Annotated in this window: 17 protein-coding genes; 10 read left to right on the top strand and 7 right to left on the bottom strand. The window is 49.3% G+C overall.

What is annotated here, in order from left to right; all coding sequences use genetic code 11:
• Positions 1 to 13: 13 nt before the first annotated feature.
• The 4 genes from IXB50_RS04575 (at position 14) to phnL (ending at position 3,972) form a co-directional block, all read left to right on the top strand.
• Positions 14 to 1,231: a carbon-phosphorus lyase complex subunit PhnI gene (locus IXB50_RS04575; protein ID WP_215607766.1), complete on the top strand. Its 1,218-nt coding sequence runs from the start codon at positions 14 to 16 to the stop codon at positions 1,229 to 1,231.
• A 141-nt stretch (positions 1,232 to 1,372) separates the two neighbouring features.
• Entirely contained in the window at positions 1,373 to 2,281 is a 909-nt protein-coding gene (locus IXB50_RS04570; RefSeq protein ID WP_215607765.1) for an alpha-D-ribose 1-methylphosphonate 5-phosphate C-P-lyase PhnJ, read from the top strand.
• Between the two features lie 66 nt (positions 2,282 to 2,347).
• Positions 2,348 to 3,118, top strand: a complete 771-nt coding sequence (gene phnK / locus IXB50_RS04565; protein ID WP_215607764.1) for a phosphonate C-P lyase system protein PhnK — start codon at positions 2,348 to 2,350, stop codon at positions 3,116 to 3,118.
• Between the two features lie 128 nt (positions 3,119 to 3,246).
• Positions 3,247 to 3,972 carry a phosphonate C-P lyase system protein PhnL gene (gene phnL / locus IXB50_RS04560; protein ID WP_215607763.1) on the top strand — a complete coding sequence of 242 codons (726 nt, stop codon included), beginning with the start codon at positions 3,247 to 3,249 and terminating at the stop codon, positions 3,970 to 3,972.
• Here phnL and IXB50_RS04555 read toward each other — a convergent pair.
• Positions 3,969 to 4,589 carry a hypothetical protein gene (locus IXB50_RS04555; protein WP_215607762.1) on the bottom strand — a complete coding sequence of 207 codons (621 nt, stop codon included), beginning with the start codon at positions 4,587 to 4,589 and terminating at the stop codon, positions 3,969 to 3,971. The two genes, phnL and IXB50_RS04555, sit on opposite strands and share 4 nt — an antisense overlap.
• Before the next feature lie 151 nt (positions 4,590 to 4,740).
• Here IXB50_RS04555 and IXB50_RS04550 point away from each other — a divergent pair, with 151 nt between their 5' ends.
• The 4 genes from IXB50_RS04550 to IXB50_RS04535 all read left to right on the top strand — a co-directional run bounded on the left by IXB50_RS04550 (position 4,741) and on the right by IXB50_RS04535 (position 8,579).
• Entirely contained in the window at positions 4,741 to 5,877 is a 1,137-nt protein-coding gene (locus IXB50_RS04550) for an alpha-D-ribose 1-methylphosphonate 5-triphosphate diphosphatase (RefSeq protein WP_215607761.1), read from the top strand.
• A gap of 68 nt (positions 5,878 to 5,945) precedes the next feature.
• On the top strand, positions 5,946 to 7,109 hold the full coding sequence (locus IXB50_RS04545) for an alpha-D-ribose 1-methylphosphonate 5-triphosphate diphosphatase (RefSeq protein WP_215607760.1): 1,164 nt from the start codon (positions 5,946 to 5,948) through the stop codon (positions 7,107 to 7,109).
• Between the two features lie 85 nt (positions 7,110 to 7,194).
• Positions 7,195 to 7,755, top strand: a complete 561-nt coding sequence (locus IXB50_RS04540) for a phosphonate degradation HD-domain oxygenase (RefSeq protein ID WP_215607759.1) — start codon at positions 7,195 to 7,197, stop codon at positions 7,753 to 7,755.
• Positions 7,752 to 8,579, top strand: coding sequence for a phosphodiesterase (locus IXB50_RS04535; protein ID WP_215607758.1), 828 nt, complete (start codon positions 7,752 to 7,754; stop codon positions 8,577 to 8,579). Before IXB50_RS04540 ends, IXB50_RS04535 begins: the two co-directional genes overlap by 4 nt.
• Here IXB50_RS04535 and IXB50_RS04530 read toward each other — a convergent pair.
• The 4 genes from IXB50_RS04530 to IXB50_RS04515 all read right to left on the bottom strand — a co-directional run bounded on the left by IXB50_RS04530 (position 8,574) and on the right by IXB50_RS04515 (position 10,221).
• Positions 8,574 to 9,239, bottom strand: a complete 666-nt coding sequence (locus IXB50_RS04530; protein WP_215607757.1) for a peroxiredoxin-like family protein — start codon at positions 9,237 to 9,239, stop codon at positions 8,574 to 8,576. The genes IXB50_RS04535 and IXB50_RS04530 overlap by 6 nt on opposite strands.
• A gap of 77 nt (positions 9,240 to 9,316) precedes the next feature.
• Positions 9,317 to 9,505, bottom strand: coding sequence for a hypothetical protein (locus tag IXB50_RS04525; protein ID WP_215607756.1), 189 nt, complete (start codon positions 9,503 to 9,505; stop codon positions 9,317 to 9,319).
• The gene (locus tag IXB50_RS04520; RefSeq protein WP_215607755.1) at positions 9,502 to 9,858 is read right to left on the bottom strand and encodes a nucleotidyltransferase domain-containing protein; all 357 of its coding nucleotides are present in this window, start codon (positions 9,856 to 9,858) and stop codon (positions 9,502 to 9,504) included. The genes IXB50_RS04525 and IXB50_RS04520 overlap by 4 nt, the downstream gene beginning before the upstream one ends.
• 84 nt (positions 9,859 to 9,942) lie before the next feature.
• On the bottom strand, positions 9,943 to 10,221 hold the full coding sequence (locus IXB50_RS04515; RefSeq protein WP_215607754.1) for a hypothetical protein: 279 nt from the start codon (positions 10,219 to 10,221) through the stop codon (positions 9,943 to 9,945).
• Positions 10,222 to 10,329: 108 nt separating this feature from the next.
• Here IXB50_RS04515 and IXB50_RS04510 point away from each other — a divergent pair, with 108 nt between their 5' ends.
• A complete protein-coding gene (locus tag IXB50_RS04510) occupies positions 10,330 to 10,557 on the top strand; it encodes a helix-turn-helix domain-containing protein (protein WP_215607753.1) in 228 nt (75 codons plus the stop codon).
• Here the strand turns inward: IXB50_RS04510 and IXB50_RS04505 are convergent.
• Both IXB50_RS04505 and IXB50_RS04500 read right to left on the bottom strand, forming a co-directional pair.
• Positions 10,554 to 10,706, bottom strand: coding sequence for a hypothetical protein (locus IXB50_RS04505; RefSeq protein ID WP_215607752.1), 153 nt, complete (start codon positions 10,704 to 10,706; stop codon positions 10,554 to 10,556). The two genes, IXB50_RS04510 and IXB50_RS04505, sit on opposite strands and share 4 nt — an antisense overlap.
• Before the next feature lie 10 nt (positions 10,707 to 10,716).
• On the bottom strand, positions 10,717 to 11,661 hold the full coding sequence (locus IXB50_RS04500; RefSeq protein ID WP_215607751.1) for a helix-turn-helix transcriptional regulator: 945 nt from the start codon (positions 11,659 to 11,661) through the stop codon (positions 10,717 to 10,719).
• Positions 11,662 to 11,776: 115 nt separating this feature from the next.
• Here IXB50_RS04500 and cas3 point away from each other — a divergent pair, with 115 nt between their 5' ends.
• Positions 11,777 to 13,906, top strand: coding sequence for a type I-D CRISPR-associated helicase Cas3' (cas3, locus tag IXB50_RS04495; protein WP_246564086.1), 2,130 nt, complete (start codon positions 11,777 to 11,779; stop codon positions 13,904 to 13,906).
• Positions 13,907 to 13,915 lie beyond the last annotated feature (9 nt).

The raw sequence follows: 13,915 nt of genomic DNA, 5'->3' as shown, positions 1-13,915 counted from the left end.
GTTGGAGAGAGTTATGCCCTACGTTGCGGTCAAAGGTGGAGAACAAGCCATTCGCAATGCCGAAGCCCTACTCAAGGCAAAACGGCGAGGTGATGCTGATGTGCCAGAGCTATCGCTAGAACAGATCAAGCAACAGATGCAGCTGGCGGTAAACCGAGTGATGGCTGAAGGCAGTTTGTACGATCCAGATCTGGCAGCACTGGCAATTAAGCAATCTTGGGGAGATCTGGTCGAAGCCGCATTTCTGTTGCGGGCTTACCGGACAACATTACCTCGGCTATATTACAGTGAACCGCTAGATACGAGCGAAATGGCTATTCAGCGACGGATCTCGGCCATTTTTAAAGAGGCTCCCGGTGGGCAAAAACTGGGGCCTACGTTTGATTATATTCACCGGTTGTTGGACTTTAAGCTGGCAGCTGAGGATAATACGTTTCCTGCGCCGATAAGTGAAGAGTATGATACGGCAGAGGCGACACCTCGGGTAGCGCATATGTTAGAGCAGGAGGGATTGGTAATGCCGCCGAGCAATGGGGCGCAGGGGAATGGGTCTCAGACAGAATCTGGGATGGTGGGCACTGCCCACCCTACGGGGGATGGCCAACGATCAGGTGTTGAACCGTTTGATATTACGCGACAATCGTTGAACACTCCTACCAATCGGGATGCCCGTCTGCAGAATCTGGCCCGTGGTGATGAAGGTTTTTTGTTATCCATGGCCTATTCCACCCAGCGGGGCTACGGCAAAAATCATCCCTTCGCGGGAGAGATTCGGGTGGGAGAGGTGGAGGTGTCAATTTTTCCTGAAGAGCTGGGATTTGAAATCGCCATTGCTGATATCACGGTCACTGAAGTGCAAATGGTCAATCAGTTTAAAGGCAACAAAGAGATTCCACCCCAGTTTACCCAGGGGTATGGCCTCACGTTTGGCTATAACGAGCGGAAAGCCATGGCCATGGCACTGGTGGATCGAGCGCTGCAGGCAAAGGATCTAGGAGAATCTCTGGATGGGCCAGCGCAGGATGAAGAGTTTGTTCTCTATCATTCCGACAATATTGAAGCACAAGGTTTTGTACAGCATCTGAAGCTGCCCCACTACATTGACTTCCAAGCTGAGCTTAACTTAATTCGTAAGTTACGTAGCGACTATGAGCATAACAACAGCCAACCAGAGGCATCTGAAAAATCAAAAAAAGAGAGGTCTACTGCTGCCAAGGAGGCCACCTCGTGAGATTAGGAATTTCTCATTTATCTTTGGTAATGGTAGGCCATACTCACCCACTGCCGTTGCTCATGCCCCATTGAATTCTCGTTGTCAGGGCAGGCACAAGGCCAGCTCCTACCTCCGTTAACCAATTGCCTCGCTCAAATCATGACATCTTCCTCCCCTGGCTCTCCTGGCTCCCCTGCTCCTCCCCCTATCCCCGAACCCGGCTTTAACTTTGCCTACCTCGACGAACAAACCAAACGCGCCATCCGTCGTGCCATCCTCAAAGGCGTAGCCATTCCCGGTCATCAAATTCCCTTTAGTTCGCGGGAAATGCCCATGTCCTATGGCTGGGGAACGGGGGGTATACAGGTAACCGCATCCGTTATCGGCCAGGACGATACCCTAAAGGTAATTGACCAGGGAGCTGACGATACGACTAATGCAGTGAATATTCGGCGTTTTTTCAAGAAGGTATGTGGTGTTGCTACTACTGAAAAAACAGAAGAGGCCACGCTGATTCAAACCCGACATCGGATTCCTGAAAAACCTCTCAAAGCAGGACAGGTATTTGTCTATCAAGTACCGATGCCTGAGCCACTGTACTTTATTGAGCCATCTCGAACCGAGGCTAATAAAATGCATGCCCTAGAAGAATATGGTCCCATGTACGTCAAGCTCTATGAGGACATCACCAAGTTTGGGCGCATTTCTCTGGCCTACGACTATCCAGTCATGGTCAATGGGCGACATCTGATGAACCCCAGTCCTATTCCCCGGTTTGATAATCCCAAGATGGATATGAACCCGGCATTACAGTTATTTGGGGCCGGACGAGAAAAACGGATCTATGCCATCCCGCCCTATACCCAGGTCAAAAGTCTGGACTTTGAGGATCATCCATTCTCTGTGGAGAACTGGGAGCATCCCTGTGAGTTTTGTGGGGCAACGGATAGCTATCTGGATGAGGTGGTGATCGATGACCAGGGTGGACGCATGTGGATTTGTTCGGATACGGACTATTGTGAGCAGCGTCAGCGAGAACAATCAGGCAGTGCACAAAAACTGGGATAACGGGCGTGGTCACTAAACAGTGGAGAGTTTTATTTAGATGCAAACGTCTAACGGGAGGAGGATTCAATGCAACCGCTATTAACGGTGAATAACCTAAGTAAGTATTACGGGGATCTGAAGGCGTGCGATCGCATCTCCTTCACCCTTTACCCCGGTCAAGTCCTTGGCATCATCGGCGAGTCCGGCTCCGGCAAAAGTACCCTGCTGGATAGCATTGCAGGCCATGTCCCTTTTGAAAACGGGATAGTAGAGTATTGTGATCGAGACAACAACCCCATCGACCTGCGCACGCTGCCAGAGCCCCGTCGCCGCAAACTCATGAAAACCGAATGGGGCTTTGTCCGTCAGAATCCCCGTGACGGACTGCGCATGACCGTCACCGCCGGAGCCAATATCGGTGAGCGGTTATTGGATGTAGGAGAACGCCACTATGGCAATATCCGCACCGAAGCCCTGGAATGGTTGAGCGAAGTCGAAATTCCCCATGGGCGCATTGACGATTTTCCCAGTACATTTTCCGGTGGTATGCAACAGCGCTTGCAGCTGGCTCGCATTCTAGTCACCCGTCCCCGCATCGTGCTGATGGACGAACCCACAGGCGGTCTGGATGTATCCGTCCAGGCCAGGCTGTTGGACCTGATGCGCTCCCTGGTGCGGACACTTCACCTCAGCGTAATTCTTGTCACCCATGATATCGGTGTCGTACGGCTGCTAGCCCATCGACTGATGGTGATGCAAAATGGTCAAGTTGTTGAGTCCGGACTTACTGATCAAGTACTAGATGACCCCCACCATCCCTACACACAACAGCTTGTGAATGCCACGTTAATTCCCTAGATAATCAGATGAGACCACCCAGGAGATGTATCCCATGGCCAAAGCATCCATTAATAAAGAGTATGAGCTAGCGACGGAGGTGGATTAAAAACATCAAGTGCGCGAGTCTTATTCACCCCCACCTCCCCATGGACACCTTAAAACTCTCACCACTCCCAATCGCCCCCACCAACACCCAGGCCCTACTCCAGGCAGAACACCTCTACAAAAGCTTTGTCCTCCACCACCAGGGCAGCGTCAAACTCCCCGTTCTCGCAGACGTTTCTCTCACAGTTAATCCTGGAGAATGTGTCGCTCTGCAGGGTCCCTCCGGCTCTGGAAAATCCACATTTATGCGCGCCCTCTATGCCAACTATCGTATTGACAGCGGCTCGATCTGGGTCAAGCATCAGGGGGGATGGGTAGACCTACCCCAGATTGAAGCCCACCAACTGATTGAGGTACGCCAACAGACTTTAGGCTACGTCAGCCAATTTCTGCGGGTAATTCCTCGAGTACCTGCTGTCGAAGTAGCTGCCGAGCCCCTAATGGAACTGGGTGTGGATGCGGATGCGGCTCAGACTAAAGTGCGAGACCTATTCTCTCGACTCAACTTACCAGAACGCCTATGGGCGCTTTCACCCACGACCTTTTCTGGCGGTGAAAAACAGCGGGTGAATATCGCCAGAGCATTTTCGGTGGACTATCCCATCTTGCTGCTAGATGAGCCCACGTCGGCCCTGGATGCGGCTAATCGAGACGTGTTCATGCAGCTGATTGAAGAACGCAAAGCCCAAGGTTGCGCCATGGTGGGTATTTTCCATGATGACGAAGTCAGGGAAAGAGTATGTGATCGCGTCCTCACCTTTGGCTAAATCGATTTTCCCGATAAAATCGCCACTAGAATTTTCATCAAAATTTCTACATCTGTAGGTACTCGATAGAGTTCCAAATCTTGAGAAATTTTCTTTTGCTGCCGATCCAGCACCGCAAACTGCCAAATACGGCCAATGGAAACTGCACCGTAGAGGAGATTACCTGCCGATGGATCCGTAACTTTATCCAATGCAATCAGCTCAGCGGCAAGCTGCTTAAAGCCGCGCTCTAAGTTTTCGTCCTTGGCTTCAATAATGAGTAAGTTATGGCCCGACTGGAGATAGTAATCTAACAGCCCCTTCAGTTGGTCAGTAGCCTTGAGAGAATAACTCACTTTTACCTTGACATGGATCAAATGAACTAACTCTAAAACCAGTGGCGCAATTAAAAATTCTCGACGAGCTGCTTCACTATCAAAGGTAACAAACGGCAAACTCTCCTCTAGACGTTGTCGTAACCGATCAATCGTTTCCACAGGTCTCTCTGTCTTAGGTAAAACCAGCGACGTTAGCTCAAAGCTATACCCAAAGTGGGTAACGATATCTTCCAGATAATAGTTCAGCTTGAAATAGTCAGAAAAGTAACAAGACTCTGGAAGTTCAATTGTTTGAGCCATTTGTATGTCTCCTAAACCTAGGAATTTTACCCCTAGAGATAACGTTAACTTAACCTTGATTAGCTATGAGTTAGAGATGTCTATACGTATCTAATTTATAGCGATCGGTAGAGAAGCCACTTACATCCTGATATCCCCATCTGCCTGCCCCATGACTGAAACCATCTATACCAATTATCGCTTACAGCTGCCTGACAATGAGGTTCTAGGCACCCTAGTCGTCAAAGACGGGGTGATCGCAGACATTCAACCAGGCGTCGTCGAGCAAGGACACAACGGCCATGGCGACTATCTACTACCAGGGCTGATCGAGCTCCACACCGATAACCTCGAACGCTGTATGTCGCCACGACCCAAAGTGCTCTGGCCCTTAGATGTTGCAGCAGTACACCACGACCGAGACCTGGCTGGGGCAGGCATTACCACCGTTTGTGATGCCATCTCCATTGGCGATCTCACCCCTGGCTCCCTGCGCATGACCCAGTTTGGTCCGATGATCGACACCATTCACCAGGGACAGAACGATGGTCGATTCTCAGTGGATCATAAACTGCACCTACGTTGTGAGCTGGGGTACAACCAGGTGTATGACTTGGTAGAAACCTATGCCGACCACCCGTTGCTGTCGCTAATGTCATTGATGGATCACACACCGGGGCAGCGACAGTTTGTCAAAATCGACAAATACAAAGAGTATTACCAGGGCAAACATGGGGTGAGTGCCGATGAAATGGAGGGCTTCATTCGCGATCGCATCGCCGCGCAACAGCTCCATGCCGTCGACAATCGCCGCAAATTGGTGGAACTAGCCCAGCAGCGAGATATCTGTCTCGCCAGCCATGACGATGCCACCCCCGACCATGTCCAAGAGGCCATTGATGACGGAGCCGCTATTGCCGAATTTCCCACTACATTAGATGCGGCTAAAGCGGCCCATAGCCATGGGTTACAGGTGATGATGGGGGCACCTAACCTAATCTTGGGTGGGTCTCACTCGGGTAATGTCTCTGCCATGGATCTTGTCGAACGTGATCTGGCTGACATTATCTCGTCGGACTATGTGCCCCAGAGTTTAGTGCAAGCGATGTTCCTGATTGTGGAAAAGGCCCAGATTCCTATCCACCAAGCAATGCGTCTGTTTACCCTAAATCCAGCTAAGGCGATTGGGTTGGATTGCGATCGCGGCAGCCTGGAAATCGGCAAACGAGCAGACCTCATTACCCTGCACCACGATGGTGTAGTCCCTCGACTCACATCGGTTATGCGCCAGGGATATCGCATTGCCTAAATATTAAGCCTAAATGTAGGCTGGGCACAGCCCACCACCACAGAGTTTTTCCTTAGCAAACAAGAGTTATGACGGTAATCTCTGCAGAGAAAATCGCATTTCAGGGGGCAACCATTCTCACACCGGATGGCTGGCTAGAGGATGGCACTATTCTGGTAGAGGACGGCAAATTTGTCACAGTCGATCAGATTACTACTCCAGCAGGATACAAAGCAATCAATACCACCGGTCTCCAGCTATTACCCGGTCTCGTCGACATCCACGGTGACGCCTTTGAACGGATGATTGCCCCACGCCCAGGAGTCTCCATGCCTCTAGACATGGCCCTAGTAGAAAATGACCAGGCATTACTCGCCGCTGGCATCACAACATTTTTCTATTCCATTACCGACTCCTTTGAACCTGGCTTACGTAGTCGTGCCACAGCCAGAAAACTCATTAAACACATCACCGCCCTAGACAATAGTCTCAAAACAGACAGCCGAGTTCACATTCGCCACGAGCAGGCCAACACGGCTAATTATGATGAGCTATGCCACTGGTTAGAGTCTCGCCAGGTAACCCTATTGTCATTAAACAATCACCTGCCTGAGACACTGGATGAGCACTTGATTCAACGCTATGCCAACAGCGTTCGCCAACGGATTAAACAGTCAGATAGTGAAATTCGCACGTTAGTGGAGACGGCCTTTATCCACTTGGATGAGGGGCTGGTGCAGATGGAAAATCTGGTGCAGCGTTGTCATGCCCTGGGGACGCCGATTGCCTCCCATGATGATGAGACAGAGGCAGATGTGGCTAAGAGTCGGGAGAGAGGTGTTGCGATCGCAGAATTTCCCGCCGCCATTCCCCTCGCCCAACAATCGCGAGATTATGGGGCCGCTGTCCTGATGGGAGCCCCCAACCTCGTCCGTGGCGGTTCCCACGTCGGCTATATGGGTGTTGCCGAAGCCGCCCAGGCCCAAGTGCTCGATTGCCTGTGTTCCGACTACCACTATCCGTCGTTATTCCATGCCCCCTTCTTGCTCGCCGAGAAGGGGTTAATGTCGTTTGATCAAGCCTGGAAATGCGTATCCCAATACCCGGCAGAAGCCGCCAAAATCGGCGACCAAAAAGGAAAAATCGCCCTCGGTCACGACGCCGATTTTCTTTTATTAACCCCCGACTGTCCATTACCCAGCGCCATTCGCGCTGTCTACATCAACGGTCACCCGGTTAAACAATCTCGTTAAGCCTATTGTGTGGGGCCGTTCCATGGAACGGCCCCACACAATAGGTTGTCCCCTACCTCCCCTGTTCCCCTTTCTCTCTTATCCCATGAATAATATCCCCCTGAACCAAATTCTCGATCTCTACCGCACCCGAGGCCAAGCCCAATACGGTGGCGAGGCCGTCAGCCAGCTCGAACATGCCCTCCAGTGCGCCATGTTTGCAGAAGACGCTGGCGAATTTCCAGAACTCATTGCTGCCTGTCTACTTCACGACTTGGGGCACCTGGTTCATTATCTAGGTGACGACCCAGCACGGCTGGGTATTGACGATCGCCATGAATATCGGGCAGTCCCTGTTTTAGAAGCCTTGTTTCCAGATACGGTGACCACCCCCATTCGTCTACACGTGGCAGCCAAACGCTATCTCTGCGCAGTAGATAACACCTATTGGGATAGTCTCTCACCGGCATCAAAACTCAGCCTGGAACTCCAGGGAGGCATCTTCTCCCAGGCCATGGCAGATGCCTTTATCGCCCAACCCAATGCCCAGAGTGCTGTAAAGCTGCGTCGCTGGGATGATTTGGCTAAGGTAAAAGATCTCAAAACACCAGATCTAGAGCATTTTCAGCCGATTTTAGCAGCCATTTGTCAGGTACCCGTAGCATGACCATCATCGCGCAAATTAGCGATTTGCATGTTCAAGTATCCGGCAAATTAGTCTATGGCGTTGTCGACACCACACCCCTGGTGGCCGAAGCCATTGCCCACCTGAGTAGACTCAAACAACAACCAGACATAGTGATCGCCTCAGGAGATCTAGTCCAAGACGGGACCATAGCGGAATATGAGCTATTAAAAACAATGCTCGCACCGCTCCAGTGTCCCGTTTATCTGATGCCGGGCAACCATGATCATCGCAACCACCTAAAACAGGTGTTTGCCAGCCACACCTATCTGGCCAAGGAAAAGTCTCATCTGAGCTATACAGTAGAAGGCTACCCGATCCAGATGCTGATGCTCGATAGCATTATTCCTGGTAAAGGGAGTGGCTGTGTTGATCCTGAGCGCCTGACCTGGCTAGAGCAACAACTGTTAGCGGCCCCAGCTACACCCACATTGATCTTTATGCACCATCCTCCCTTTGCCACAGGCATTCCCTGGATGGATCGCAAGCGATGTCAAGGCCATGGGGCATTGGCTAACCTCATCAGCCAGCACCCTCAGGTAAAACGCATTAGCTGTGGTCATTTGCACCGCACCATTTACTGTCCCTGGGCGGGCACCATCGCCAGTAGTCAGCCCAGCCTAGTGCACCAAAGCGGGCTGGACTTCACCCCTGATGCACCCAGCCAGTTTGTCATGGAACCACCCGCTTACCAACTGCATGTATGGACCCATGAGAACTTGGTTTCTCACACCCTATATGTTGGTCAGTTTGATGGTCCCTATCGCTTTTCAGATGGCAAAAAGATGATGACCGCTGCCCTATGAAGCCAGTTCTTTGACTACGGCCAACACATCCTGGGGCTCGGCTCGCTGGGTATAATCTGCCTCAGCAAAGGCATAGCGGATGCGACCGGCCTGGTCGATCACATAGGTAGCGGGCAATGGCAGCTCATAGCTGTCGTCACCATTGTTAGTGGGAATATCAATTCCAAAGCTCTGGTAAAGGGGCTGTAGAGATGCATCTAGGGTGAACACTAGACCATATTGGCGTGAGATTTTGTTACCCACATCGCTAAGAACAGAAAATTCTAGGCTGTGCTTCTCGGTCACGCTAAGGGAGTGATCGGGCAGCTCTGGGGAAATAGCGATCAGGTTAGCACCAGCTTGCTTGAACTCGGGCAATAGGTTCTGAAATGCCCGCAGCTCTAGATTGCAGTAGGGGCACCACTCACCCCGATAAAAGTTAATGACGACAGGGCCTTGCTTGAGTAGTTCGCTGAGGCGCACGGCTTTACCAGTGGCATCGGGCAATTCAAAGTTAGGAGCCTGGTCACCAACGGTCAGTGCTTGATTGACAATACCTGAGGCTTCCAGGGCATCGGTGGCGGCGGCCATGGTGTTCTGGGCATCCTGGGGCACCTTTTGCTGAAACCCAGCACGATATTCTGCCAGTTGCTCAGCCAGGGGGTGGGTAGTTGTAGTCATGGAGATAGACCTCTAGGGGATTAGCTTTGTTCGAGATTCTAGAACAAGGCTAATCCCCAGAGATTAGAGTTCACTGACTAAAGATTAGAGTCAGCTGAGAGAGCAGGAATAGGTATGTGGGCACTAAGCTCGAATGACGGTGATATCTCGCTGTAAGTTTGAGAGGCAGCATCATCTAACAATTGGTTGTCTAACAGGACTTGCGCAGCCTGCAGTGCTGCATCTGCTCTTTCTAGGTTGGCTTGAATTTCATCGGGATAGTTCACAGTTTTATCCCTTCTCGATGAATATTTCGATATAGCTGATTAGCATCCGCTAGAAATTGATCGGTTTCAGCTGGGCTGGCGGAAATCCAGTGACTGGCCGTTAGCTGTAGGGGATACAGTAGGTCCACAATGGTTCTCAGTTCCTGGCCATGGTCAAAGAGACCGGGCAGTACAACTAGCAAGTCGAGGTCGCTGTTAGGTGTGAGTTCTTGTCTAGCAGCGGAACCATAAAGAAATAAATCGATAAGACGCTGTTGATAATGCTGCTCAAGAATTTCTTTGCATCGTTGTACAACATCTTGAATTTCTGTGGGTAAAGGGTTTATGCCTTCTGCCATGTTTGTTGGGTTCATGATGTTGACAGGAACTGGCCTTTGATAAGTGGTTTGAAATAGCTAAATGTGTACGGACACTATAAGCGAACAGCTTTTACTAGTTTACTGACGGGGCAGATATTTCACTAGGGCGCGCATGGATTCGTGGAGTTGGGGTTGGATGGGGCGATCGGTGGGTAGGAATTGAGTCCACTCAAATGGTTCGGCGAAGTGGTGATGGTGGAGGCTGTGGATGATGGTGTTGACGGCTGATTGGGAGCCGATGATCAGGATTTTGACGGGCTCGCGGTCGGGTTTGGGGACTGAGTAGAGCTGCAGGGCAGATTCAGGGGTGGTTATTTCAGTGGTTAGAGCGGGTGTAGTCAGAAAGCTGGTGTACATGGCAAACGTCGTCCATTTGGATGTCTTGAATCAAATTAGACGGCCATTAGGACGACTGTCAACCATTGGGCTGTTTACGGGGGTGAAAACCTCTGACAGTATGGCCTCATGGGAAAAGCGGGAAAGGCGCTCAAGCAAGTGCTTGAGACCTATGAAATTAGTCAATATAGTCTGTCGGTTGCGATGAATGTGGAGCGCAATAATGTTTACCGTTGGGTAAATGAGAAGCGTGATCCGACGGCTGAAACGGTAGTTGAGATTGTTAGGGCATTGAAGAGTCTAAACCCTGAGTCAGCAAATGCCTTTATGCAAAGCTATTTAGGCGATGAAGTTTAGGCATTGGGTTGTTTCGGGCGATCCATAACTCCTTTGTGATTGGTCTGATTAAAAACTCGCACCAATGGTGCGAGAAATTCTAAATCTGCCACTGTTGGTGGCAGAAATGCAAAACTCCCACTATTGGCAGGAGAAATTTTCTGTTCCATGAAACTTAGCTCAATGAGCCTGGTAATTCTGGGCAGAACGGAGCATCTCAGCTGCTATCTTTTTGACAAACCATTCTGGTGTTAGAAGCCGTATGTTCTCTCCATACTGGAGTAGACGCTGGCGGAACCAGAATAAAGATTCTTCTTTTGTGCTGATTTCAACCCATTGAGGCGTTTTAGCAGAATCTCGTTTAATAACTGTTTCATTGGCTCGACGTGGTTGATACCTGCCGAGTGGTCCGGCCATGCGGTAGGTTAAGTCGATGGCTGGAAATGTCAATCTACCCCAGGGGATATTGGAGGCTGCTCCTACGGTCAGAATGCGATCAACTCGAAAGATCTGATTTTTTTCGACATCATGGTTATAAGCTGAGAAGTCTGGGGCATAGGCAAATAAGTAAAGGACTCCATTGTGTAATCGTAGTTCTGAGCGGTCTAGATCCCAGGGGCGTTCTTTGCCACTACTGCTGCGGTAACGAATGGTGTAGCGGCGACGTTTTTGGAAACGGTCTTGCAGGGTTTGGACAACGGTATCTAGGCGATCTTCTCCGTAGTCTACTGGAGGGCTAAAGTTAACCTTTACTTGTGATGGTAATTGGCTTTTCTCGAAGCCTGAGATTTGAAGTATTTGGCTAGCTTGGCTTGAGAACCCCATGTCTTCAAGGATGTAGGCGGCCAGTGCTAATGCCTCTCGCTGGTCAGGGGTAAGAATTACTGGAAAGCTCGATTGGACTAATTCGTAGGGACGATTGGGAGCACTACGAATTTCAAACCCACAATCCCGCATCTTGGCAATCATGCGGCCAACTTTACGGTTTACATCATCTGTAGATTGACCATTTCCTTCCAGGAAGGCATACAACTCTTCACTTAACACTCTAGGAAAATATGGTTTCTCTGCAAGTTTTTGAAGAATTGCGATCGCAAATTTCAGTTGATTAAATCCTGCTGGCATCGCTTTGACTCCCAGAATAACTAGAGAGTTCGAAAAACAAATTAAGATAAAGCCAAAATATGGCGTTATCTATTTTATAAAAGGGTCTAGGATGTGGCAAGCACGGATAAGGGCCATGAAAGTTCTAGTCAAACCACTCTATTCACAAGTTAATGTAGGTATTGGGGCCTGTCCCTTGGGTTGCCAGCAATCATGCCAGGTTACTGAAAAATCTTCCACATTTCAGCCAATCACTGACTGTAGCTGTCCTCTATCAAGTCATCAGGCAGAAACTGCCGCCGCCGTTTTTGATGGTGAGGCTGACATTATTTTCAATACGAGTGTGACGGGTGATGGTAAATCCTTGGCTGCAAGTTTGCCTATTTTGCTCGATTCGCAATATCGCATGGTGGGTCTATACCCAACCAATGAGCTAGTTGAAGACCAGCTACGGGGACAGCAGGATTATCATGAAAAATTTGGTCTGAATCCACAAAAGCGGATTGATTTGCTCTACGGACAGGAATTAGCTCGTCGGGTAAAGGCGAATGACAGAAATCGCTTTCGTGAATTGGAACTGACGATTCAACATAAACCCGTTTTATTAACAAATCCAGACTTGTTTCATCTGATGCTGCATTTTCGGTATCGAAATGCAGCTTATGACAATGCGGAATTACCCATGTTGATGGCCACGTTTCCTGATTATTGGGTCTTTGATGAGTTTCATATCTTTGGTCCTCACCAGGAAGCGGCTGTACTCAACAGTCTCTGTTTTATACGAGCCTCTGCTCAGGGAAAGCGTAAGTTTCTGTTTACGTCGGCAACACCTAAAACGACATTTATTAAGCAGTTAGAATCGTCTGGATTTAAGGTAAAGTCCATTTCCGGGCAGTACGCTAGCGAAGCGAAGCCAGGGTATCGACCAATTTTGCAGCCTGTGGAGCTGGAATTTGTAAAACTGAGACCACAGCAAGGAATCTTAGATTGGCTGCAGGATAATGTGGGACTACTCCAAAATTTATTGCTTGCTGAAGCTAAAGGTCGTGGTCTGCTGATTTTGAACTCTGTGGCTCAGGCAGGGAGGGTTGTACGTTTATTGAAAACGTTGCTGCCTGATAATTTCGAAATTGCTGAAATCAGTGGACGGATTGATCGACAAGAACGGCGCAAGACACAGGAAAAGTTAAAAGATTCTCCACACCCTGTTCTTGTTGTGGGTACATCTGCAGTGGATGTGGGTGTTGATTTTAAGATTCACCTGTTGATTTTTGAGAGTAGTAATTCGGCAACTGTTATTCAACGGCTGGGGAGGCTAGGGCGTCATCAAGGGTTTCAAAAGTATCATGCATTTTGTTTGTTGCCTGGTCATGCACCCTGGATTTATTCACGGCTTACAGAGTCTTTAGGCGAGAGCCCTACCATTGAGCGACAAACGCTTAATGATGCGATTCGCTCTGCCTTTGAAGAACCGAAGGAGTTTGAACAATATCGTCAACAGTGGGGAGCACTACAGGCTCAAGGAATGCTGACGCAAATACAGCGAGACAGAAATAATAGCGAGAAAAAAGTGATGGAGCCGGTTTGCGATCGCATCCTCTCCGCTCTCACCCCAGTCTATAGCGAAGCCAAATTAGAGGGTGCCCGCAAATGTTGGCATGCCAAGGGTAATAACTCTATTGGTAAAGCTACCCAGGAAGAACTTTTGAGATTTCGAGGTGGTACAACGTTACAAGCTGCTGTATGGGACGATCATCGCTTTTACACATACGATTTGCTCAGGCTATTGCCCTATACCCATGTAGAAATTATTGAAGAATCTGACTTTTTAACGGCTGCTGAAGAAGCCGGATATGGGGAAGAGTTTTTCAGCTATGCCCAAGTTTATATCAAGGTTCAGCAATGGTTGGATGAACGTTTACATATTCGCTTAAGTTGCAATCGAGATAGTAGTGAACTGAAATGTTGTGATTTAACCCAAATCAAAGGTCTGCGGATTGAAGAACATCCACAAATTGAAATCGTTCGCGCCTTAAGTCAAAAGAAGGTTTTAGCTTTTCTTATTCCACTGGGAAAACGCCAGCCCCATTGGGATATCGTCAAAGCATTGCGCCTTAGTCCTCTATTTGGATTACATCATCTGACAGATGCGTCTGAACAGTCTTATGCCTGTGCGTTTAATCAAGACGCACTCTTGCTAAAAGCCTTCGAAAAACACCATCGCTTAACTAAATTCTGTCGACAAGCAGGTTCTCTTTTCTTCTAATACAGTCCT

It is taken from the genome of Leptothoe spongobia TAU-MAC 1115, assembly GCF_018739885.1.
Classification (GTDB): domain Bacteria; phylum Cyanobacteriota; class Cyanobacteriia; order Phormidesmidales; family Phormidesmidaceae; genus Leptothoe; species Leptothoe spongobia.
Note: the sequence above shows the minus strand (reverse complement) of the source record. Positions and strands in the feature narration are given on the sequence as shown.

What these genes read in the sequence shown, in the direction of transcription:
- IXB50_RS04575 (WP_215607766.1), top strand. Translation starts at nt 14, where the DNA reads ATGCCCTACGTTGCGGTCAAAGGTGGAGAACAAGCCATTCGCAATGCC.
- IXB50_RS04570 (WP_215607765.1), top strand. Translation starts at nt 1,373, where the DNA reads ATGACATCTTCCTCCCCTGGCTCTCCTGGCTCCCCTGCTCCTCCCCCT.
- phnK (WP_215607764.1), top strand. Translation starts at nt 2,348, where the DNA reads ATGCAACCGCTATTAACGGTGAATAACCTAAGTAAGTATTACGGGGAT.
- phnL (WP_215607763.1), top strand. Translation starts at nt 3,247, where the DNA reads ATGGACACCTTAAAACTCTCACCACTCCCAATCGCCCCCACCAACACC.
- IXB50_RS04555 (WP_215607762.1), bottom strand. Translation starts at nt 4,589, where the DNA reads ATGGCTCAAACAATTGAACTTCCAGAGTCTTGTTACTTTTCTGACTAT.
- IXB50_RS04550 (WP_215607761.1), top strand. Translation starts at nt 4,741, where the DNA reads ATGACTGAAACCATCTATACCAATTATCGCTTACAGCTGCCTGACAAT.
- IXB50_RS04545 (WP_215607760.1), top strand. Translation starts at nt 5,946, where the DNA reads ATGACGGTAATCTCTGCAGAGAAAATCGCATTTCAGGGGGCAACCATT.
- IXB50_RS04540 (WP_215607759.1), top strand. Translation starts at nt 7,195, where the DNA reads ATGAATAATATCCCCCTGAACCAAATTCTCGATCTCTACCGCACCCGA.
- IXB50_RS04535 (WP_215607758.1), top strand. Translation starts at nt 7,752, where the DNA reads ATGACCATCATCGCGCAAATTAGCGATTTGCATGTTCAAGTATCCGGC.
- IXB50_RS04530 (WP_215607757.1), bottom strand. Translation starts at nt 9,239, where the DNA reads ATGACTACAACTACCCACCCCCTGGCTGAGCAACTGGCAGAATATCGT.
- IXB50_RS04520 (WP_215607755.1), bottom strand. Translation starts at nt 9,858, where the DNA reads ATGAACCCAACAAACATGGCAGAAGGCATAAACCCTTTACCCACAGAA.
- IXB50_RS04515 (WP_215607754.1), bottom strand. Translation starts at nt 10,221, where the DNA reads ATGTACACCAGCTTTCTGACTACACCCGCTCTAACCACTGAAATAACC.
- IXB50_RS04510 (WP_215607753.1), top strand. Translation starts at nt 10,330, where the DNA reads ATGGGAAAAGCGGGAAAGGCGCTCAAGCAAGTGCTTGAGACCTATGAA.
- IXB50_RS04505 (WP_215607752.1), bottom strand. Translation starts at nt 10,706, where the DNA reads ATGGAACAGAAAATTTCTCCTGCCAATAGTGGGAGTTTTGCATTTCTG.
- IXB50_RS04500 (WP_215607751.1), bottom strand. Translation starts at nt 11,661, where the DNA reads ATGCCAGCAGGATTTAATCAACTGAAATTTGCGATCGCAATTCTTCAA.
- cas3 (WP_246564086.1), top strand. Translation starts at nt 11,777, where the DNA reads ATGAAAGTTCTAGTCAAACCACTCTATTCACAAGTTAATGTAGGTATT.